General features: G+C 33.6%; 18 protein-coding genes. 6 read left to right on the top strand and 12 right to left on the bottom strand.

Going from position 1 to position 23,285, the window contains the following annotated elements:
• Window positions 1-436 precede the first annotated feature (436 nt).
• From bsdtb5_RS00995 to bsdtb5_RS00985, 3 genes are all read left to right on the top strand, one after another.
• Complete coding sequence (locus bsdtb5_RS00995) at window positions 437-1,126, top strand: response regulator transcription factor (protein WP_271714193.1); 690 nt, start codon at window positions 437-439, stop codon at window positions 1,124-1,126.
• Complete coding sequence (locus tag bsdtb5_RS00990) at window positions 1,116-2,165, top strand: sensor histidine kinase (protein WP_271714192.1); 1,050 nt, start codon at window positions 1,116-1,118, stop codon at window positions 2,163-2,165. The genes bsdtb5_RS00995 and bsdtb5_RS00990 overlap by 11 nt, the downstream gene beginning before the upstream one ends.
• A 142-nt stretch (window positions 2,166-2,307) precedes the next feature.
• Window positions 2,308-3,030 carry an Ig-like domain-containing protein gene (locus bsdtb5_RS00985; RefSeq protein ID WP_271714191.1) on the top strand — a complete coding sequence of 241 codons (723 nt, stop codon included), beginning with the start codon at window positions 2,308-2,310 and terminating at the stop codon, window positions 3,028-3,030.
• 103 nt (window positions 3,031-3,133) lie between these two features.
• On the opposite strand, the gene bsdtb5_RS00980 is transcribed toward bsdtb5_RS00985, so the two are convergent.
• The 8 genes from bsdtb5_RS00980 to bsdtb5_RS00945 form a co-directional block, all read right to left on the bottom strand.
• On the bottom strand, window positions 3,134-3,982 hold the full coding sequence (locus bsdtb5_RS00980; RefSeq protein WP_271714190.1) for a DUF3298 and DUF4163 domain-containing protein: 849 nt from the start codon (window positions 3,980-3,982) through the stop codon (window positions 3,134-3,136).
• A 203-nt stretch (window positions 3,983-4,185) separates the two neighbouring features.
• Window positions 4,186-4,686: a sigma-70 family RNA polymerase sigma factor gene (locus bsdtb5_RS00975; protein ID WP_271714189.1), complete on the bottom strand. Its 501-nt coding sequence runs from the start codon at window positions 4,684-4,686 to the stop codon at window positions 4,186-4,188.
• Between the two features lie 312 nt (window positions 4,687-4,998).
• Complete coding sequence (locus bsdtb5_RS00970; protein ID WP_271714188.1) at window positions 4,999-5,712, bottom strand: response regulator; 714 nt, start codon at window positions 5,710-5,712, stop codon at window positions 4,999-5,001.
• A complete protein-coding gene (locus bsdtb5_RS00965) occupies window positions 5,709-8,405 on the bottom strand; it encodes a sensor histidine kinase (RefSeq protein WP_271714187.1) in 2,697 nt (898 codons plus the stop codon). The genes bsdtb5_RS00970 and bsdtb5_RS00965 overlap by 4 nt, the downstream gene beginning before the upstream one ends.
• 48 nt (window positions 8,406-8,453) lie before the next feature.
• Window positions 8,454-9,053 carry a potassium-transporting ATPase subunit KdpC gene (gene kdpC, locus bsdtb5_RS00960; RefSeq protein ID WP_330611876.1) on the bottom strand — a complete coding sequence of 200 codons (600 nt, stop codon included), beginning with the start codon at window positions 9,051-9,053 and terminating at the stop codon, window positions 8,454-8,456.
• 26 nt (window positions 9,054-9,079) lie between these two features.
• Window positions 9,080-11,149, bottom strand: coding sequence for a potassium-transporting ATPase subunit KdpB (gene kdpB, locus bsdtb5_RS00955; RefSeq protein WP_271714186.1), 2,070 nt, complete (start codon window positions 11,147-11,149; stop codon window positions 9,080-9,082).
• Between the two features lie 12 nt (window positions 11,150-11,161).
• Window positions 11,162-12,901 carry a potassium-transporting ATPase subunit KdpA gene (gene kdpA / locus bsdtb5_RS00950; protein WP_271714185.1) on the bottom strand — a complete coding sequence of 580 codons (1,740 nt, stop codon included), beginning with the start codon at window positions 12,899-12,901 and terminating at the stop codon, window positions 11,162-11,164.
• Between the two features lie 208 nt (window positions 12,902-13,109).
• A complete protein-coding gene (locus bsdtb5_RS00945) occupies window positions 13,110-14,234 on the bottom strand; it encodes a GGDEF domain-containing protein (protein ID WP_271714184.1) in 1,125 nt (374 codons plus the stop codon).
• 449 nt (window positions 14,235-14,683) lie between these two features.
• Between bsdtb5_RS00945 and bsdtb5_RS00940 the strand changes: the two genes are divergently transcribed.
• A complete protein-coding gene (locus bsdtb5_RS00940) occupies window positions 14,684-15,313 on the top strand; it encodes a formate/nitrite transporter family protein (protein WP_271714183.1) in 630 nt (209 codons plus the stop codon).
• A gap of 143 nt (window positions 15,314-15,456) precedes the next feature.
• Here the strand turns inward: bsdtb5_RS00940 and bsdtb5_RS00935 are convergent, their stop codons facing one another.
• On the bottom strand, window positions 15,457-16,044 hold the full coding sequence (locus bsdtb5_RS00935) for a hypothetical protein (protein ID WP_271714182.1): 588 nt from the start codon (window positions 16,042-16,044) through the stop codon (window positions 15,457-15,459).
• 653 nt (window positions 16,045-16,697) lie between these two features.
• Here bsdtb5_RS00935 and bsdtb5_RS00930 point away from each other — a divergent pair.
• Complete coding sequence (locus tag bsdtb5_RS00930; protein WP_271714181.1) at window positions 16,698-17,558, top strand: HAD family hydrolase; 861 nt, start codon at window positions 16,698-16,700, stop codon at window positions 17,556-17,558.
• A gap of 106 nt (window positions 17,559-17,664) precedes the next feature.
• Entirely contained in the window at window positions 17,665-19,620 is a 1,956-nt protein-coding gene (locus bsdtb5_RS00925) for a S8 family serine peptidase (RefSeq protein ID WP_271714180.1), read from the top strand.
• Window positions 19,621-19,802: 182 nt separating this feature from the next.
• Here the strand turns inward: bsdtb5_RS00925 and bsdtb5_RS00920 are convergent, their stop codons facing one another.
• The 3 genes from bsdtb5_RS00920 to bsdtb5_RS00910 form a co-directional block, all read right to left on the bottom strand.
• Window positions 19,803-20,498, bottom strand: coding sequence for a peptidylprolyl isomerase (locus bsdtb5_RS00920; protein ID WP_271714179.1), 696 nt, complete (start codon window positions 20,496-20,498; stop codon window positions 19,803-19,805).
• A 79-nt stretch (window positions 20,499-20,577) separates the two neighbouring features.
• Window positions 20,578-21,912, bottom strand: coding sequence for an ABC transporter permease subunit (locus bsdtb5_RS00915; RefSeq protein ID WP_271714178.1), 1,335 nt, complete (start codon window positions 21,910-21,912; stop codon window positions 20,578-20,580).
• Between the two features lie 29 nt (window positions 21,913-21,941).
• On the bottom strand, window positions 21,942-23,285 hold the full coding sequence (locus bsdtb5_RS00910; protein WP_271714177.1) for an ABC transporter permease subunit: 1,344 nt from the start codon (window positions 23,283-23,285) through the stop codon (window positions 21,942-21,944).

Here is a 23,285-nt window from a genome sequence, read left to right as displayed (position 1 = left end):
TACAAATTATAATATGATTCGAGAGTCAAAAGCCTTTCTTAACCTAGATTGTGTATATTGATGTATAATTATTAATTATGGCGTAGTCCGGCCGAAAGTATCGTTTATATTTTGTCAAGAATCAAAGTAAAAATAGGAGCGTAAGTGAGTAAAGTTTATTTATAAACTTGTTGCTTGTTCTGAGGCTTGTAAAAAATATGATGCTCGAGGGAAAGGTAGCCAAAATTCATAATTATACAGCGATATACACTTAGTAAACTAAAATAAGGCTTTTGACCCTCGAATCATAATATAAAGTTATATAAAAAACTTTCTGTAGAAAAAAAGATATTATGTTAAAATAATAGTAGATTGTCAAATGACCTTTAAAAGTAAATAGACTTTCACCTATGAAATATCTAAAACAGTAACCAATAATGAAACAAGAGGTGATATTATGGCTACCATATTGATTGTAGAAGATGAAAAAAATATTCAATTATTAATTAGTGAACGACTAAAACCCTATTACACAATTCTCCTAGCAAACGTCGGTAAGGAGGCGCTTGATATCTTAGATTCTAAGCATGTTGATCTTGTAATAGCTGACATTATGATGCCAAGACTTAACGGTTATCAGCTTGTTGAGACATTAAGACAGGAAGATAATATGGTTCCTGTTCTTATGTTAACTGCTAAGCAGTCCTTTGATGATAAGAGAAAGGGCTTCTCTACTGGAATTGATGATTATATGACCAAACCGGTGAATTATGAAGAGCTACTATGGAGGATACAAGCCCTCCTTCGAAGATCGAAAATTGCAAGTGATAAGCAAATAGTAATTAATGATGTAATTCTAGATTCTTCAAGTTATACACTAACTAAAAACAATGATATTACTGAACTTCCAAAAAAAGAATTTGAATTATTATACAAATTACTCTCCTATCCTGGAACAATCTTTACCAGAAACCAACTTCTAGATGATATCTGGGGATATGATTCCGAAAGCGGTGAAGATACGATTAAGACACATATTAGCAGACTTCGGAATAAGGTAAAAGAATATGAAGAGTTTGAGATTGTAACGATTAAAGGCTTAGGGTATAAAGCAAATATTACTGGAGGTAAAAGTAATGAATCATAAGTCCTCCAAAAAGAAAAAAAAGGTGAAAAATAAACTTACGATATGGTTAACATTTGAATCTTTTATCATAGTAAATGTATCTGTAATCATTTATGAGTTAGTTGATTTCGTTGCAAACTATATTGTAGGGCAAAACCACCACTATAGCGCAATTGCTGGAATAGGTATGTTTCTTCCTATGAGTATCCTAATGGGGTTTATCTCCTATCGATTCTCTAAACTTATTTATCGTTATGTTTCAAAGCTAATTGATGGCATTAACCAAGTTGCCAATGGCAATTTTGATGTTCAATTAAATGAAAAAAAAGCTGGTCCTTTTCGTGAGGTATACCGCAATTTCAATAAGATGGGAAGGGAGCTTGAAAGCGTGCAGCTACTTCGTGAAGATTTCATCAATAATTTTTCTCATGAATTCAAGACACCCATTGCTTCCATTAACGGCTTCGCGAATCTTCTCTTAGAAAAGGACATCTCCAAAGAGGATGAGCAAAAATATCTAAAGATCATTTCTGAAGAGTCAGCCAGACTTGCTGACCTTGCGCAAAGTACTCTACTATTATCGAAACTTGAATCTTCAGAAGTCATAGTAGATAAGACACCTTATTCCTTAGATGAACAACTAAAACAATGTGCTATCCTTTTATCAACAGATTGGAGCCGTAAGAAGATTGATTTTTCAGCGAACCTTTCCTCAGTTACCTATAATGGCAATCGTGAATTGATGCAACATGTTTGGATTAATCTCCTCAATAATGCCATCAAATTCACACCTGAGAATGGTGAGTTAAGTATGGATATGACCGAAATAGATGGCATGATTCAAGTAAGTATTACAGATACAGGTATGGGAATGAGTGAAGAAACCGCCTCTAATATTTTTGAAAAATATTATCAAGGTGAAAATTCAAAAACAATAAAAGGCCTTGGATTAGGTCTATCTATCGTAAAGCGTATTGTTGAACTCTGCGATGGAACGATAAGTGTAAAAAGTAAAGAAAACGAAGGTAGTACTTTTACAGTGTCACTTCCTAGCGAATAACAACCTATCTATCTCTAATTTCTTATAAACATTTTTCTGCTTTTCGAATATAATATATTAATTATAAATTGGAGAGCAGTGTGAATTAAAGATTTTCACACCCTTGATTTGTATGTCGCTAAAGGCGACAGATGGGAGCTAAATGAGAAAGTTTAGAGCATTAACCATACTTTTTACAACAATATTTATTCTCATGTCAGTACTTACTAATTTATTACCTTTTGGATTAACTACGAAAACAGTAGAAGCTGCAACAATCAAGATTAACTTGAAAGCTGCAACAATTACAACTGGTGAAACCATCACGTTAAAACTAATTGGTACTAGAAATAAGCCAACGTGGAAGTCAAGTAACCAATCCGTAGCAACCGTTGATAAATCTGGAGTTGTTACAGCAATGAAAGAAGGTACCGCTAAGATTACTGCGACACTTAATAGAAAAACCTATAGTTGTAACGTTACGGTTGAACCTAATATCATTGAAGGACTGAATTTTACTGCTGAATTGTATGAAAATGAAACAACCGACTCAGTTGCAGTTCTATTAATGGTTACGAATAATAGTGAAGAATCCATCACTTTTACTAGTAATGGCTATGTAATTAATGAATCCAAAGAGACTTCATCCCCTGTTTACTTATTTGATAGCACCGATGAATCCTATGATCTAATTGATGACATAACTGTAGAAAGTGGCGACACAGGTTATTTGTATTATAGGAATGAATCTTATGATTCTTTTACTCTGGATGAAGATTCCTGGTTTGCCTTTGATTTCAGCTATGATGATGCTAATTATTATGGCGGTATTAATCTGAACGGTGATTTAAAATTATATGAAGGTTCTATTTACGATACGGATTAAAGATTGCCAATAACTTCATAACAAGAACATAGACTATTTAAGCAGCCTTTCGTGTCAAACTCATTGTCTGAAACGAAAGGCTGCTTATTTTCAATGTATCTTTTTACTTTGTAATTTCAAACTCCTGTAATCCCATTGGTGGTGGTGCAATCTCACCTTTGTCAAAAGATATAACAACATTTCCATTCTCTTTCATATAGAATTTTAGATCTTCAAAATAGTACTTTGCATTTTCATCAAAATCATAGTACATATAATCAGGATGTTCCTTCACACGTTCTTTGATCTGTTCTTTTATACTATCTGCAATCACTTTTTTGTAATCAGCTCCTAGAGCATCTGTTATCGTAATCTCCTTACCAGTATCAAGGTTAATATTGTAGTATGTCTGATACGTATACGTATTGGCAAAAGATTCTGTATCATTAATTACAAAAGACAAGATGCGATCACTACTATTCTTTATCTCATAATCAACATTAATTGTGAAATATGAAAGTTCTTTCTCTGACTTGCCTTCTTTTAGTAGCATCTTCTTATTTTCCTCTTCACGCTCTCTTGCATGCTTCATTACTGCATCCATTTTTGCTTGAATCTCAGTGTTAATACGCTTTTCTAACGCTTTATTTTCTATTCCTTCAATGGCAGGAGCATTAATCTTTAAGTGATATCCTTCCTTCTCCTCTTCATATTCTCGAAACGTTACTACTTTAGCAATACTTCCAAGAACAGGAACTTTATATACACTCTCAGCAAATGCCTGATTGGAATTCACCCCTGCTACAAATAAGATAGATACCGATGCTGCTGCATATAACATTGGTTTTATAACTACAGTTTTACTCTTCTTCTGTTTCATTGCTCTTTCTATAGCGGATTCTACAACGCTATTTAATTGTTTTGGAATTTCAATAGAGTTATATAATTTTTTACTTTCTGCTATTTTGTTCATATATTCACCTTATATCGCATTCTCTACGATATGCCATTTTTCAAGACTTTCTAATAATCTCTATGGCTTCCTTTCTATGCTATAATTGATTTGTTCCATTTTCTTCTTATCCATTTTTTTCAATAATACTATTTCTTCTACATAATTCTATCTTGATTTATCTCTTTCATAATTCCATTCGTTATAGAAATATAAATATTCTTCTATCCTCTAATTTCAGTTCCAAGCATATCTTTTAATACCTTAAGACTCTTGTAAAGTCTGGTCTTAACAGTACTAAGATTACTTTTTGTAACTGTCGCTATGTCTTCTAGTTTCATATCCTCGTAAAACCGTAGAATAATAACTGTCCGCAACTTAGGTTCTAATTGCTGTACCGCATTATATACCGGTATAGAATCTGCAATATCCTTATCCTCATAGGGTATACTTTCAAGTACTGCGTCATCTGATACATATTTCTTTTGCTTTTTTATATAATTTAAGCTTTCATTTACCACAATTCGATACATCCAAGTCTTGATAAATTGTATGTTCTTTAGTTTATCCGCATTTACAATTGCTTTATATACCGATTCCTGAACCACATCCAGAGCATCCTCACTATTTTTGGTGTAACTATATGCCAGGCGGTAAAGATCCTCCTGATGCTTTTCTATATATTCTTTTACTACTTCTGATTGTTCGTCCTTTTTCCGTAACAAAGAAGTGCCACCTCCCATTCACTTTTGTAATTTAGAAACATTTTGGAATTCCTTTTTTACTGTTCTATCTATTAGACAAAGAAGTGATGTAAAAAGTTTTAAATTTTTTATAATATTATAGGTTTTAGTGATAAAAATGATAAAGTAATTTAGTGACACTGAAAGTCCTAGCTCTATCTCTCTTTTACTTTATAGATTTGAGTAGCAAAAAGAAAGAGAAATCTATGTGCTTTTTTACATAGCTCGCTCTTTCTTTTATATTTCTAATATAGTTATTATTTCTTATAGTGCCTGATTTATATTCCTTGTTGCTTATTTATTATCCATCTTAATCATCCGATACCCAATCCCAATATGCGTCTGAATATACTTTGCCTCATTTTTATCTACTTCTATCTTTTTACGTAAAGATGCCATATATACCCTAAGAGAAGATAAATCGCTTTCAATTGCATTTGTCCATACTTTATCAAGAATATAATTATGTGTTAATACCTTTCCAACATTCCGTGCCAATAGGCATAACAAGTTATATTCCATTGGCATAAGATGAAGTTCTTCTTCTCCAAGCATTACCGTTGCAGAGGTATAATCAATCGTCAAATCTCCATTATGAAAAACTGCTTCTTCAACTGTACCTCTTGCCTCAAGATACTGTATTCTTCTTAAAGTAGAACGAAGCCTAGCTAGCAATTCCTCTACACTAAATGGTTTTGTTAGATAATCATCTGCTCCTGCATCAAGCGCCTGTATCTTATCCTTGTCATCACTTCTGGCACTAATGACAATAATCGGGATTACAGACCAAGAACGTATTTTCTTAATTACTTCTATACCATCCATATCCGGAAGTCCTAAGTCAAGTAAAATGATATCTGGCTTTCCTGAGGTTGCTGCAAATAAAGCTTTCTCTCCATTTTCTGCAGTAGTATATTTGTAATGTTGCGTTTGTAATGTTGTTGTGATTAGATTCCTGATTGGTGGATCATCCTCCACTACTAAGATTGTAGGCTTTCCATTTATCACTCCAACTTCACCTCCTCTGCTTTTAATGTAAAGCGTATAATTGTTCCTCTTGGTCTATTATCAAGTATGCTAATCTGCCCACCATGCGCATTTACAATCGATTTGCATAATGCTAGTCCTAGCCCCATACCCCTTCGACCGTCTGCAACTGAATTATTTACGGTATAGAACATATCAAAGAGCTTTTCTTTCTGCTCTTGTGTGATACCATTACTGCCATTGTCTGCAACTTCAACAATAATATGTTGTTTCTTTCTCTTAGCCGCAATTATTATTTCTGAACCTTTCTCGGTATATTTTATCGCATTATCAACAAGATTAATAATCACTTGTACCATGAGCTTTGCATCCATTTTAGCTACTAATAGCTCCTCTTCTTCTCGAACAATTTTATGTTCCACGCTTTTTCGATTAATATGTTTGAGTGCCTCTGTGATCACATCTTCTAACAACTCAGGTTCTAGTGTCAGATTCATAGTACCATTTTCGATACGAGTTACGGATAATAGATTCTCTACCAGATTAATGAGCCACATAGAGTCATCATATATGTCTACATATAAACTATGCCTCTTTGATTGATTGATTTTATCTGCATTTCCAATAAGAATTCCTGCGTTTCCTGAGATACTAGTTAATGGTGTTCTAAGATCATGCGAAATGGAACGCAACAGATTGGCACGAAGTTGTTCCTGTTGTAACTTAACAGCAGATTCTTTTTGCTCCATCACCAATTCTTCTTTCTCTAAAGCTAATGCACATTCATTTAATATTGCACTCATGATATCCTTTTCAAATGCTGGAATCTCTTTATCCTCCATATCAATTCCAACAACAGCAAATACCTTATCACTATTACGCACTGCCAAGTATAAACACTTAGCCCCAGGAAGTGTTGTAGTAGAAAAACCAGCATGTTTATTATTCTTATATGTCCATACAGCAACTGCTAGCTCGCCTTTATCTATTCCATGTACCCTAGTTTCATTTGTTTTATAACTATATGGTATCCTGTTTTCTTCTGGATTTCCTAAGAAAATGTAGATATTTTTCTCTAAAAGTTTGCCTAGCTGTTCCTCTGTTTTCTGTATGATTTCAGGCGAATCTTTTGTTTTTTGCAACTTTTGACTTGTCTCTAGAAGTATCTCCATACGATAAGCGTTTTTTGCAGTTTGTTTCGCATGATTCTTAACTTTCTGTGTTAAAGAGGAACTTAGAAGTGCCATAATAAACATAATTATAAAAGTTGCTATATATTCTGGATCGTTTACTGTAAAAGTCATTTTTGGCTCGATAAAGCAAAAATTAAAGATAAATACACTAGCTACGCTATAAATAACACTAAATATTCTTCTATTTGTTGCTATAGATGTAATTAATACACTAAATAAATAAACCATAATTAAATTAGCATCACTAAATCCCAAATAGCTAAATAAGTATGAAATCAGTGTTGCAGCTATTATAATGCATAGTGAAGCAATCGTATCTGGAACGAAACTTTCTATGTTCTGTCGGTTGGATTTTTGTTTCTTCTTATTCACATACTTCTTATTATAAGCATCTGGAATAATAAAGATTTCTAATTTTGGCGCTAATTTTGTTAATCGTTCGGAAAAGCTTTCCCTCACTGATAATAAAGTTCTCTTCGTATATGTTCTACCCAGAACAATTTTAGATACGCGAGATGCTTTCGCATACTCGGCAATCTGTTCTACGATATCACTACCATAAGAGGATACTACTTTAGCTCCTAATTGTTCTGCAAGTATTGTATTTCTTTTAAGTCTGTCTCGGTTCTCTTTCGACATTTCTGCAAAATCACTAGTCTCAACATAGAATGCGGTAAACTTACCATGAAAGGCATTTGCCATTCTTGCAGCTTGCCTAATTACCTTCTCATTAGAAGGGGAAGGGGATAAGCAGATTAATATATGTTCGACTGCGGCTCCCTCTGCTTCCTTAGTTCCAATGGTGACTTTTTCCTGAACGATATTGACACGATCTGCCATTCTACGAAGGGCAATCTCTCTTAAAGATATTAGATTGTCTAAGGAGAAGAAATGATTTATCGCTTTCTTTGCCTGTTTATCCTTGTATATCTTACCCTGATGTAAACGCATTAATAGTTCTTCTGGTTCAAGGTCTATCATCTCTACTTGATTCGCTTCATCAAAAATAGAATCTGGTATCCTCTCTCTTACAATAATTCCAGTAATTCCAGCAATCACATCATTAAGACTTTCTAAATGCTGTACATTCACAGTGGTATAGACATCAATCCCTACGTTGAGTAACTCTTTAATATCTTGATATCTTTTTTCGTGTCTACAACCTTTCGCATTTGTATGGGCAAGTTCGTCTACAAGGACAAGTTCTGGGCTTCTTTTTAATACTGCATCTAAATCAAATTCCTTTAGAATTATATTATTATATTTTACTTCCATCGTTGGAATCACATCCAACCCATTCACTAGATCTATTGTTTCAGGTCGTGCATGTGGTTCAATGTACCCAATAACAACGTCTATGGAGGCCTCCTTTGCTGCATGTGCAGCTTCCAACATGGCATAGGTCTTTCCTATGCCAGCTGCGTATCCGAAGAATATCTTAAGCTTTCCTTTACCTATCTGCTCTTCACTTGCTTCAATTTGTTTTAATATTGAATCGGGATCTCGATAATTCTCTTCCATTAAGTTACCACTCCCTGACTATGCTTTGTCTGTTAATTATAGCATGAATTATTTAAGGATACCATCTAATGCCAGATTAACCTCAAGGACATTCACTACTTTTTCTCCGAATACTCCAAAAAGCCTTGACGAAGTATATTTATCAATAATCTTTTGAACATCATCTGTCTTCATATTACGACTTGTTGCAATACGCTCAACTTGATAATCAGCCGCTGCTACACTTATATGTGGATCTAACCCACTACCAGAACATGTAACAAGATCAACCGGAATCTTATCTTCTTTGGCGCTCGGATTCGTTTCATTTATTTTCTTAACTCTGTTAGCAATTAATTCTTTATATTCTTTACTTGCAGGAGTTTTGTTAGAAGGACTTGCATACATGACTGGATTACCCTCTTTATCTGAAAATGTACTCGTACTAATATTCATAATTCTTCCCCACATATACTCATTCCCAGTGTATTGCTGTCCTAGTAATTCACTTCCATATTTTACACCTTTCACTTCTACGATACTTCCATTTGCCTTATCTTTGAAAAATACTTGTGATATTCCCGTAATAATCAAAGGATATATAATTCCACATATAATTGTAATTATAAGAAACAATTTGATTGATTTAATGAATATTGATTTTGACATATTTATATGATTCCACCTCTCTCTTATCAGACTAGCCCAGTCGCTACGATGATTACATCAATTAATTTCACAAAGATAAATGGCGTTATTATTCCGCCCAATCCATAGATTAGTAAATTTCTTGATAATAGTTTTCCAGCAGATACTTCTCTATATTTTACGCCCTTTAATGCAAGTGGTATTAATGCAATAATGACAAGTGCATTATAGATAATAGCAGAGAATATTGCACTACTTGCACTGTGTAATCTCATTATATTAAGTGCTGATAACTCTGGATATAATCCCATGAATAACGCAGGAATAATGGCAAAGTATTTGGCTAAGTCATTCGCAATACTGAATGTTGTTAAGCTTCCTCTTGTCATAAGTAGTTGCTTACCAATTCTGACAATATCAATTAATTTCGTTGGTGAAGAATCTAAGTCCACCATATTACCTGCCTCTTTAGCCGCTTGCGTTCCTGTATTCATTGCTACCGCAACATCTGCTTGAGCTAAAGCGGGTGCATCATTGGTACCGTCTCCCGTCATGGCTACGAGATGTCCCTTTGCTTGAAAATCACGAATCATACTAAGCTTTCCTTCTGGTGTCGCTTCCGCGAGAAAATCGTCAACTCCTGCTTCTGCTGCAATTGCTGCCGCAGTTAAAGGATTATCTCCTGTGATCATGATTGTCTTAATGCCCATTTTTCTAAGATCTGCAAACTTTTCTTTTACACCAGTCTTAATAATATCCTTTAAATAAATAACTCCAAGTACAACATGATCTTTCGTAACAACTAAAGGAGTTCCACCCTTATTTGCTATCTGTTTTACAATCTCCTCACATTCCTTACTATAGATTTCACTATGATCCTGTACGTAGTTCTTAATAGAGTCTGCAGCACCTTTACGAATCTCTATTCCCTTTACATCAACCCCACTCATTCTAGTTGATGCTGTAAAAGGAACAAATTTCATATTCAGCTCATTTAGATTGCGCTCTCTGATACCGAATTTCTCTTTCGCTAATACTACAACACTTCTACCTTCCGGTGTCTCATCTGGTAGAGAAGATAACTGTGCTGCATCTGCAAGTTCCTCTACGGTATGACCATCCACTGGAATAAACTCACTGGCTTGTCGATTACCAAGTGTAATCGTACCCGTTTTATCAAGCATTAGGATATCAACATCACCTGCTGCCTCTATTGCTCTACCACTCATAGCAAGTACATTGGCTTGATTTAAGCGGCTCATACCAGCAATACCAATGGAGGATAATAAAGCACCAATGGTTGTAGGCGCAAGACATACCAACAATGCAATTAAAGACGTGATGGAAGTTGGATTCTTAATACCTGCTTGATTTGCAGAGAATAAAGAATACGTATATAAGGAGACCGTAACAAGGATAAATATAATGGTTAACGCTATTAAGAATATCTGCAAAGCGATTTCATTTGGTGTCTTCTTTCTCGAAGATCCTTCAACCATTGCAATCATCTTATCAAGGAAACTTTCTCCTGCTTCGTTGGTTACTTCTATTACTAGCCAATCTGATATTACAGTAGTGCCACCAGTTACTGCACTTCGATCTCCACCTGCTTCTCTTACAACTGGAGCAGATTCACCAGTTATAGCACTCTCATCTACAGAAGCTGCTCCTTCTAACACTTCACCATCTGCTGGAATCTGTTCCCCAGCTTTTACGATAACAATATCTCCTTTTTTCAGTAGCGCAGAGGATATTTCTTCAACCTTTTCTTTACTATCAATCGAAGGTATTTTATGTGCTGTAACGTCTTTCTTAGCAGAACGTAAGGAATCTGCTTGCGCTTTTCCCCTACCCTCTGCAATTGCTTCCGCAAAGTTCGCAAATAATACCGTAAACCATAAGATAATCGTAATTCCTAAGATATATCCAGATGGTGCATCTTGTATTCCAAAAAGAGAAAGGAAAAATAATGCTGTTGTTAATATTGCTGAGACATATACTAAAAACATAACTAGATTCTCAATTTGAGTCTTAGGAGATAATTTAATAAAGGAATCTTTTAATGCTCGAATCATCATCTTTCTATCAATCATACTTGAATTCTTACTTTCACTCATTCAATTCTCCCCCTAACCTATCATTTTTAAGTGTTCTGCAATTGGTCCCAATGCTAACGCAGGGAAGAAACTTAAAGCTCCAATTAACAAGATAACAAAGATGAGTAATCCTACAAACATGAAATTACTCGTGGATAATGTTCCTGATGTTGCTGCTACTTTTTTCTTCTTAGCAAGACTTCCAGCTGCCGCTAACATCGCAAGCATAGGAGCAAACCTAGCAAATAGCATACATAGACCTAAGGAGACATTGATAAATAACTTATCGGCAGCAAATCCAGCAAAAGCAGAACCATTATTACCACCAGCGGATGAATAGGTATATAATAATTCCGAAAATCCATGTGCTCCAGTATTATTTAAGCTATCTACAATGGAAGGAATCGCTGCTGCAATTCCACTACCTATTAGAATTGCAACTGGTGTAGCAAGGCAAGCAAGTACCCCCATCTTCATTTCAAATGGTTCAATCTTCTTGCCAAGGTACTCTGGCGTTCTTCCTACCATCAGCCCTGCAATGAATACTGTAAGGATAGCAAAACCTAACATCCCATATAACCCACAGCCAACACCACCAAAGATTACTTCTCCAAGTTGCATCAATAGCATAAGAACCATTCCACCAAGGGGAGTATAAGAATCTAACATCGCATTGACAGAACCATTGGAGGCCGCTGTTGTAAATACTGACCAGGTATTGGAAGATGCCATACCGAATCTTGCTTCTTTTCCTTCCATATTGCCACCAGCCTGACTCACTGCGCTTAAGTTAACACTACCACCATTTTCTAATTGCTTTGTTCCAAACTGTTCACTAACTGCTACACTTATTAGTGCAATTACTAATACCGTAAACATAGCGGCAAAAATTGCCCTTCCTTGTTTTGCATCTTTTACATTTCTACCAAAAGTAAAACATAATGCTGCAGGAATTAATAAGATAGAAAGCATCTCGATTAAGTTAGAAAGTGCTGTTGGATTCTCAAGCGGAAATGCTGAGTTCGTACCAAAGAATCCACCCCCATTCGTTCCTAACTGTTTGATTGCAATCTGACTTGCCGCTGGTCCCATTGGAACCATTTCTTCTGTTACAACCGTTCCATCCTCTAATGTAATAGGCTCAACCAATTTTACCGTTTCATATGTATGAAAGTTTTGTACCACTCCTTGTGATACTATAAAAATAGATACGATAACTGACATAGGGATTAATATATATAGAATAATTCTCGTAAAATCCACAAAGAAGTTACCGATTTTATCTTTCTTGGTTCGAATAAATCCTCGAATTACTGCAAATAATACTGCAATTCCAACTGCTGCTGACACAAAGTTCTGTACCGTTAGACCAATCATTTGTGTAAAGTAAGAGGCTCCCGTCTCGCCACTATATGCTTGCCAATTGGTATTTGTAATAAAGCTGATTGCTGTATTAAAAGCCAAATGCCAGCTCATTCCCTTTACCTTTGCAGGATTCAAAGGTAGAAATCCTTGTAACATCAGCATGATAAATAATACGACAAAACTAACACCACTAATCCACAAGATACACGCTGCGTACCTTTTCCAACTCATATCATCCTCCCTATCAATATGTAAGATACGGTAAATTAGTTTTTCAAAAGGCGCTACTAACTTTGTCAACAAAACTTTTTCCCCATCCATAACTTTACCAATATATATTCCGAGCGGAATTGCCAGTAAAATTAAAATGACAAGGTATAAAGTATATTGAATTATTGTATTTAACATCTCTCCAACTCCATTCCTATTTTGATATACTCTTTTCTTATTACTTCTGTTGAGTTCTTCCTTATTGCTTAATTAATATATCATTTGCAATATAAAATAGGGATTATAAACCAATAGAGCAGTATTAAAATTGCATTAAAAAATCTCCACCAAAGGCGGAGATTTACTTCTATATTATTATTTGATTGTATAGGATATAGATTAATATCTATTTTTTCTTACTCCTCTTATTCTCATACATCAAGCAATCTACGTGATGTAACATCTGCTCTGTTGTTCCTTGGGACAAGTCTAACATGTCCGCTCCAAAGCTACAGTCTAATCGATAATCTTTACCTGATACCTTGTTATATGTATTAAACTTCTGCTTCATCCTAACAACAATATCATCAAGTCTCTGAATTGAATCACATTCTACTAGCATGACGAATTCATCTCCACCCATTCTAGCAATAATATCATTTTTTCTTAATGAATTCTTGATAATTTGTGTAGCTGTCATGATTGCTCGATCACCCTCATAGTGCCCATACCCATCATTGATTGATTTAAAATTATCTAAGTCACAATAGATAAGTCCAAATTGCTTTTTTAAATGATATTTTAGACGTTTGTTCATATAATATTCGAACGAACCTCTCGTCCATGTTCCAGTCAAATCGTCTAGATGAACCATGCTTTGCTGTAGAAAGACATATATGATTACAAGAGCCAATGCTGTCGCACTCCACATAAGCAAAGGTCCATAAAAAAGAGTCTGAATAACGCCTCCTATTGTTGGTAGTAGGATAAATAATATTAATGAGATTAATTCTTGCTGAATAAATAGTTTACGATATCGGATAATTACTATCATGTCTAGCAAGAAATAAAAGTATGTGATAATTGAAAAAGCAATGAAAAAGTCTCCTCTGTGATAGATATTATCTGCATCAAGATAAAATATGTAATTATATTTTAGTGATAATAAAGTAAATCCCATACTAATGAACACAGGTAATCCCAATAAGATGGCTTTTTTCTTATTTATAATGTAATCTGACATCACTACAAATCGAATTAAATAATATCCAGACATCGATAATATTGGTGCTGTAGTAAACAAGAAAATATGAAGTATATACGAAATGTATCTACTAAGCTCCCCCGTATTCCCATTAATTACACAACTGCTTGCTTCAAATAAAAGTTCAAGCATAACAATAAATGATACTATCATATAAGCTTTATTTATTATATCTTGCATATCTAAACTTTTATATGCAATGAATAATATTGCACCCAGAAAAAACATTGCCATTAAATCTATATCAATCCTTAAGTAAATATCCATCAAATGCCCCTCCATAATTTTCTTTCAGGTTGTTTGTAATACTATCATGCAGATAGTATGGCTGTCAATTAATACATGATTTACTACAATATGGTCTACCTTTTTGCTGCTATATTTATTAATGAATATGTTAAGACTTGGATTTAGTGAACAAGTTCTATGAGTCAAAAAAATTCATTATGTAAAAATTCCCTCTTAGTTATAATTATCCCTTCTAATTATAACCAGCAACTGTTAAATCCTTATTATATTTCGTTAAATTCTTCACAAAATATCTAAAAAAACAAATAATTTCATAAATTTTTTGTGAATAAAAACATAGAATTTCATAATCTGAGTATGATATAATAAACATCGACAAATTACGTGGATAACGTAATTTCTTTGCGTAAAGCACAGATTGTTACAGTTATCGTAAACGATACAAAAAACTTAAAGGATGGAACGACATGATTAAAACTTTTGTAAAAGCAATCTTAGCCGGAATCGCTATCTGCTTAGGTGGAACAATTTATCTAACACTTGAAAACCATATGGTTGGCGCATTCTTATTCTCAATCGGTTTATTCACAATCTATACATTTGGATTGAATCTTTATACCGGTAAAGTATGTTACATTCCTAACGAAAAACCAAGTTATTTATTAACTGTATTAGTTGTATACCTTGGAAATGCAGTAGGAACAATTGGAACAGGTTATTTATTAAGACATACGAAAGAATCTAAATTAATTGACCACACTGTTGAATTAGTAAATGGTAAATTATCGGATACACTTTTTAGTACTTTTGTTATGGCATTTTTCTGTGGTGTTATGATGTGTATCGCAGTTATTGGATTCCAAACAATTAAAGACAGTGTTGGTAAGCACTTAGCTCTTGTTTTACCTATTATGGTATTTATCCTTTGCGGATTTGAACATAGTATTGCAGATATGTTCTACTTCTCAATGGCAGACGCTTGGAATGCTAAAGCACTTCTTTATATCGTCGTAATCGCTATCGGTAACCTTGTTGGTGGGGCATCATTACCATTAGCTCTTCGCTTAACTGATGGTGAAAAACTAGGATGCCACTGATTTTAGTCACTAATTTTAAATTGAATAGATGATAAGGAAAAATCCTCTTAGATTGTCGATTGATATCGATTCTTTAAGAGGATTTTTCATATTCTTATATTACTACTTTGATTTTGCATTAGATTTCACAATACTATCCTTTATTAAATTACTTTTACTTTATGAAACATTAGATTTTTCTTACCAATAGGTTGCTTTCTCGTGCTCGTATAACAAGCATAACTCCACTGGAGCAAGAAGTTCTTACCGTATTCTATGTCTGCTGCACATTGTTTTTTAATCTTCACTGCACAGTCAATTAATTCAAGTATTTCTTCTTGTGTAAGAAAATCCTGGTCTCCAAATATCTCTAGATCATCATCATGAAATATCATCGTCATATCCACATTATTTCTTCTCACAAGATTATCAACGTCATCTTTTACTGCTTCGATTGCTACCCGGTCATAATTAATATCTATGATACCACTCTTGATTGCAAAGAAGTATGGATAATAGAACACCATCTCTCCTTCACCAAGTTCCTTATATAACTTACCTCCAAAATCTTTGGCTTCTTTTGCGGTTACACCAATCATTCTTGGCAATTCTGTATTGTTTTTTTTATTTTTCTCACTTTTTATAGTCCACAGAATATCTTTGCTAAGCTTGGTTGAATGATAGTATTCTTTCCAAGGAATTGTGGGTAAATCTAAACAATTCAGTACATAATAATCTTGTATTCGATTCATATCTATCACCTCTTTCAAAAGTGCACACGTTTCGCTCTTGCTAGTAAGGATAAATATAGCTATGGAAGTAAACTAATTACCTCATTTCTTATTTCTTTTGAAAATTAAGATTAAGATTTTAAATATAAATATCTTGAGATAATAAACACCTCCATATATTCATTATCTCATAAAAGTATATCTATATGCACTTCGAAACAGTAATGTCAGACCAGTAGAGTCAAAATACGGATTAGCATTTTTAGGTTACATTGTTCCTATTATAATATATACAATTACTTTCTTTATTGTTCCGTGCTTTTTCCTAGATTTATCGTTTTTCATTTCTATTTTTATTTTTTTCTAATTTTTTCTTTTCCTATTTATAATTCGATTCTTCTTTGTATCATTCCTTGTAATATTCCTCGTATTATCTCTCCACCATTCTTTGTATGATTCCATCTTTTCATAACGAGTGTTCTTTCTTTTACTACGAATTCATGCTAAAATTATATATAAGATTCAACACATAAAAAATTCATGGAAAAATGTATTTTAAAATAGTTATTTTATAGAAGACAAGGATTGGAGTAACCTACACTTTATTACTATGTAGGTTAAGAAAGCCCCTTGCCTCTCTTATACAATCATATAAGATTAAAGAAAGGACTAAAGTGAACGCATCTTGCTCTCACTTATACAACATTATGAATACTCTATATATCAGCGATTTAGACGGCACACTACTACAACCGAATGCAAAATTATCTCCTTCTACCATACAGACCATAAATGAATTAATGCAAAAGGGGATGAACTTCACCTGTGCAACAGCTAGGACTTATGCTTCCACCAATAAGCTCCTTGAACCGTTAAATATAAGGCTTCCACTCGTTCTTATGAATGGTGCGTGTGTTTATAATAAAGGACTAAACCGTTACGAAAAGATTGAATACCTTGACAAGGATACTATAAAAGTAATCCTAGATTTCCTCAAAGAGACCAATATGACTGGCTTTCTCTATGAGATCAAAGACAATACATTATGTACTTACTATGAAGATCTTGACTCTAAAGGACGAAAAGATTTTCATGATGAACGCGTGAATCTATTTCAAAAACGATTTGTAAAGGTAGAAGATTTTTCAGAACTTGATCCAACTCATATATTATATTTCTGTCTAATTGATACCGAAGAGAAGACAAAGGAACTCTATGAACTGCTGTCCGACGAACCATCACTCAAATTAGAACGTTATACAGATATCTATTCCAAGGATCTATGGTATCTTGAAATCTTTAGCGTGAATGCAAGTAAATACAATGCTGTACAGTACCTGAGAAAGCAATATGAATTCGATCAGATCATAGGATTCGGAGATAATCTCAACGATCTTGCTTTATTTAAGGCATGCGAGGAATGTTATGCGGTAGCGAATGCAAAAGAGGACGTGAAGAAAGCTGCTACTAAAGTGATTGATTATAATTATAACGATGGTGTCGCAAATTTTTTAAAAAATCACTATACAAGTTGACCCATGCCATTATTCTGACATAGATTCATCACACTTCTTACACAACTTTTTGCTATATTTGAATAGTATACAGTAATAATTAATACGATAAAAGGGGGAATTTTACGTGAAGAGATCTAAACGTATGATAGCGTTTTCACTCATAGTAACTTTATTCTTTGCTTCTGCTTTGCCAATATCTAAGACTCCCTTATTGGTATCTGCTGAAGAAGTTAGTTCCTCAGATATAGTAAATACAACTTTAACCTCCACCGAACCTACTTTAGTCACAAACTTAAATGATTATGATTCGAATGAAGTTATTGTAACTTATAAATCAGATATTCCTTCCTCGTCTGTTGCTAATGACATTGCTAAAAATGAAGATACTAAGGATCTAACCGATCAGAGTATGTTAATCGAACTAGATAACAAATCAGAATTAAATAGCACCATTAAAGAACTTTCCTCTGATAAAAATGTTCTATCTATTCAACCCAATTATACGTATCATATTCAGTCTACTCCTACCGATACTTACTATAGCAAAGAGTGGGGGCTTAATAATAATGGAACTTTTACAGATGATGAAGACACCTCATCTGTAGCAGATATCGATATGAATGTTCCAGAGGCATGGGATGTCTTTAACGGTGGCAGAGATATTACGGTAGCTGTCATTGACACTGGTGTCGATTACACTCATAGTGATCTTAAAAATGTTATGTGGACGAACACGGGTGAGATCTCTGGTGATGGAATTGATAATGATAAGAACGGATATATTGATGACATTCATGGATGGAATTTTTATTCGGGTAATAATACTTTATTCCATGCTAGAAGTGCCGAAGATGATCATGGTACCCATATCGCAGGCATCATTGCTGCTGAGAGAAATAATATAGGTGTCGCAGGAGTTGCTTCTAACACCAATGTACGAATCATGTCCGTGAAAGCACTTGGAGGCCAAGATGGTTCCGGTTCTACGTCATCTATTATAGAAGCAATTCAATATGCCGAGGAGAATGGTGCGAAGATCTGCAACCTTAGCTTTGGAATTGAAGTAGATGATAAGGCTTTAAGTAATGTTATCAAAGATTCCGACATGCTATTTGTCTGTGCCGCTGGTAATGGAGATGAGAATTCCAATGCCGTAGATATCGATGAATCACCCATGTACCCAGCCTCCTATTCCTATGATAATATTGTATCTGTTGCTAATCTAACTTGTAACGGAACATTGCATTACTCCTCCAATTACGGTGTTAATAGTGTAGATGTTGCTGCTCCAGGTACTACAATCGCTAGCACTGTCGTAGGAAATGAGTATAGTTATATGACTGGAACCTCAATGGCTGCTCCCATGGTAACCGCAGTCCTTGCTATGGTATATGCTTATTATGATGATATTACGGTCCTAGAAACCAAGAATATTGTACTAAGTACCACTAGATCACTTCCTAGCCTGACTGGTAAAGTAGCAACTGGAGGACTAGTAGATGCCTATGCTGCACTTTCCTTGAACTCAGCCTCTATTCAAGCACTCGATCAGACAGCTCCAACTATAATCACTAAGACAAGCACCCTCACTGGTTCCTATAAGAAAATACTAAAAGTAACAATAACTGATTCTAGTGGGAATCTATCAAAGGTAAGATATGCAAAAGGAATTCAACCTGCCTCCTATTTTGACCAAGGAGCCAATGGAACCGAATTAACTCTTACGAATCATTTTGCAATCATGAATGTGTCTAAGACAACTACCTATACCATCTATGCGATTGATACTGTTGGAAATGAAACTGTAAAAACAATCAAGATCACTGTAACTCCACCAACGAATGTGGCCTTTCAGGTAAGTACTAAGAAACTCAAATTAAAAAGTACTTATATGCTAAAAGCTTCTCTCTCGCCTTCCACTACACACTCAAAATATACTTATTCTAGCTCTAATTCTTCTATAGTTCGAGTAAATAAAACAACGGGTAAGATTAGAGCGAAAAAAGTTGGTACTGCTGTTATTACTATAACAACAGAGAATGGGCTGACTTCCAAATGTAAGGTAACGGTAACGAAGTAACCTACAACACCTAACCTTTTACTTGTACTTAAAATTGACATACACCATTTCATAAACTACGTAACTTATAATAAAATAACCTGAGGCTATCACATGCATATCTTTTTCGTCATTTTGATATGATACACATGTGATTGCCTCAGGTCTATCTTAATACATTGATACACTTAACATAGATCAATTTATTTCTTATATTCCTTATATTTCTCAATCTTCGCAGATTCAATCACAACTTCTTTCTTGGGTTTATCGCTTTCATCTACCTCCACATTTGCAATCTTATCCACCGTATTCATTCCTTCATATACCTGACCAAATACCGTGTATTTCATATCATAATCTGGTACACCCCCAAGCTGTTTGTAAGCATTGGCAATATCTTTAGAGTAAGCCCCCTCGTCCACCAGATCATTCATCGTATCCACAAGATCTTCTTCCACTTTTTTATTCTGGACAATAAAGAAAGCACTTCCATTCGTATCTGGTTCTCCCAAGTTCGCATTACACAAGGAACCTCTTATATGTATATAGTCTTTATCGAATTCGTCTTCATAATACTTTCCCCAGATACTGTCTCGAAGAATATCACCATTCGACCCACCTTGAATAAAGTAATCCTTTTTCGTTCTGTAGAAAGTCTTCCCATCATAATAACCTCTTTTTATCTGTGTCTTAAAATTCTCCACTGCTTTTGGAGCAACTTTAGGGAATAATCGTATCTTAATGTCCCCGTAATTTGTTTTCATTACTACAATCTCTTCCCCTTTTGAGGGTGGCTTTAATTGCTCTAACTTCACCTTCTTCGAACTACAAGAGGTAGCAATTAGTAAGATCGTTGTTAATGGTAAGATTAAGCTAATCGTTTTCTTTATTTTCATTCCTTTGATTCCTCCCTTTCTCCCAAAAATTATTTTCTTATCATTTCATGAACTACTCAACAGTTTATTCTTATACTTTCTAGAGATTTTTCTTTCTAAAATAAAGTACGTTAACAATAAATAGTACTAAGGAACTAGCAAATAGTACAATCATTGCAGTTAATGCTGTTACATTATAAGTTCCACTCAGAATCCGCACTGGATTATTCATAGAGAATGGACTAAGATTATAGGAATCTGATGAGATTAACGGATTGCTTAATATCATTCCAACGATTGTAATCAATCCTGCAATTGCAAACGATATAATTTTACTTTTAAAGATACAGGATATTAATGTATTTAATACAACATAGAATATGATCATAAATAGTAATATTAAAGAAGATAACAGTAGAAATTGATAAAGAGGTAATATTGTAATTCGATTACTTATTCCATCTTGTGAACCTTTTGGACTATAGGATGTCAAACTAAACCCATAATATTTATTAACTCCAAAATGTTTCAAGTCATATTCCAAATTATTATGAATAGAAAAAAACCGAGTAAAACTTCTTCTAAGATACAAAACCGGATAGTTATAATTTTTGAAAAAATCTCCTATTCCCATAACACATACAATTCCAATCATCGGAATTACCACCACAAAGATTGTATGCATAACACCTACTATTATTTTGGCAAGCAAATACCTTTTTCTTGAAAACGGTTGCGTTAATATTAATTTTAAGCTACCTTTACTATGCTCCTCATTTATACTATCAAACATAATAATCAATATTAGCACTGCTAACAAAATTGGCACAATCTTATTCAAATAATGATAGCAAAATGCCATACTATCCATTTGGTATGTATTACTATCTTTTAAATTATGCTCATACAAAGAATAAAAATATTTTGCACATGTCAGAAAATCAAAATAAAAATTTCGTGAAAAATTTATATTCATAACTTTAAAACTTACTGAGTCATAATCAACACCATTACTTACATTTTTCCAGATATCTTTTGTCATATTACGAAAACTAATTTCTCTTAATGTTCCTTCATGCTCTGCATTACTTTTTGCATATAAAAGATGACCAAATGTTACTGCTCGATAGAATTCTTTCATATCTTTCTTTTGTAATGCTATTTCTGCTTCTTCACCAGTTTTATAAATTACACCATAACTATATTTAGCTACTTTATAATTTTCTTTATTACGTAGATTCTTTAATTCATCGTCAATATATGGGTTTTTAGATAAGCTTTTAAAATCCTTACCATAATTTACATAAACAAATTTATCTTGTAGATTATAATTCTTTATTACTAACAATGATACTATTAACAATAAAATAATTAACCCCCATGTTTTGGCTTGTCTTACCCTCTTTTTAACCTCAAACCATATAAAAGTTCTCATTCACAAACCCCCCTTAACGAAATATTTTACTACAGATTCTTTTTTCTAAAGTATATTACATTAACTACAAATAAAATAACAGAGCATATGGAGAGTACGGCAATTGCAGTTAATGCTGTCACATTATAAGTTCCACTAAGTATCCGCACGGGATTATTCATAGAAAATGGGCTTAGATTATAGTTATCTGATGAGATGAATGGATTACTTAATACCATTCCAACAATTGTAATCAATCCTGAAACTGCAAATGATATAATTTTGCTTTTAAAGATACAAGATATTAATGTATTTAATACTACATAAAAAAGGATGATAAATATTAGTATTAAAAAGGATAACAATAAAAATTGATAAAGAGGCATTATTGTAATTTGATTACTTACTCCTCCCTCCTCTCCTTTCGAATAAAATGAGGCTGAACTAAAGCCAAAATACTTGTTGTAGCCAAAATGCTTTATATCATATTCCAAATGATTATGAATGGAAAATAATGAATTAAAACTATGCCTTAAGTACAATACTGGGTAATTATAGTTGTTAAATGAATCTCCCAATCCCATAATAGATACAATTGGGATAATTGGAATTACAATCACAAAAACGGTATGCAAAAATCCCACAATTATTTTAGAAATCATGTATTTTATTCTAGAAAATGGTTGGGTTAATACTAATTTCAAACTTCCTTTACTGTGCTCCTCGTTTACACTATCAAACATAATGATTAAAACCAGAACTGCTAACAAAATAGGCATAATTTTGTTCAAATAATGATAGCAAAATGACAAACTATCAATTTGATATTCATTACTATCTTTTAGATTATGTTGATATAAGGCATAATAATATTTTGCAGATAATAAGGTTTCAAAGTACATTTTTCGATTCGCATATGAATTTGCATATTCAGTATTAACTGAATCATATTCTACATCCTCACTTACTATATTCCATATAGGTTCTATAGAATTTCGAAAACTTAGTTCTCTAAGAGATCCCTCTTTTTGGGCAGCTTCTTTACTCAATAGAAGATATCCAAATGTTACTGCTCGATTATATTCCTTCCTATCATTTCTTTTTTCTGCTTCCTTGACTTGCTTTCCAACTTTCTTTAACAATTCATATACATATTTTGTCTTAATGTAATGTTCTTTGCTATGTAAATCATCAGCATTATATTTGGAAATTTTAGCTTCTGTAATAAATATATCTCCTATACTGTAATTTCCCTTATTTGAATTTATTTCCTCCAATTTTATTTTATAATTTTTTATAACCAATAAAGACACCATTAATAATAAGATAATTAATCCCCATGTCTTGGCTTGTCTTACTCTCTTTTTTAGTTCAAACCATATAAATGTCCTCAT

It is taken from the genome of Anaeromicropila herbilytica, from assembly GCF_016591975.1.
GTDB classification, from domain to species: Bacteria; Bacillota; Clostridia; order Lachnospirales; family Lachnospiraceae; genus Anaeromicropila; species Anaeromicropila herbilytica.
This window is presented reverse-complemented; position numbering and strand designations above follow the sequence as displayed.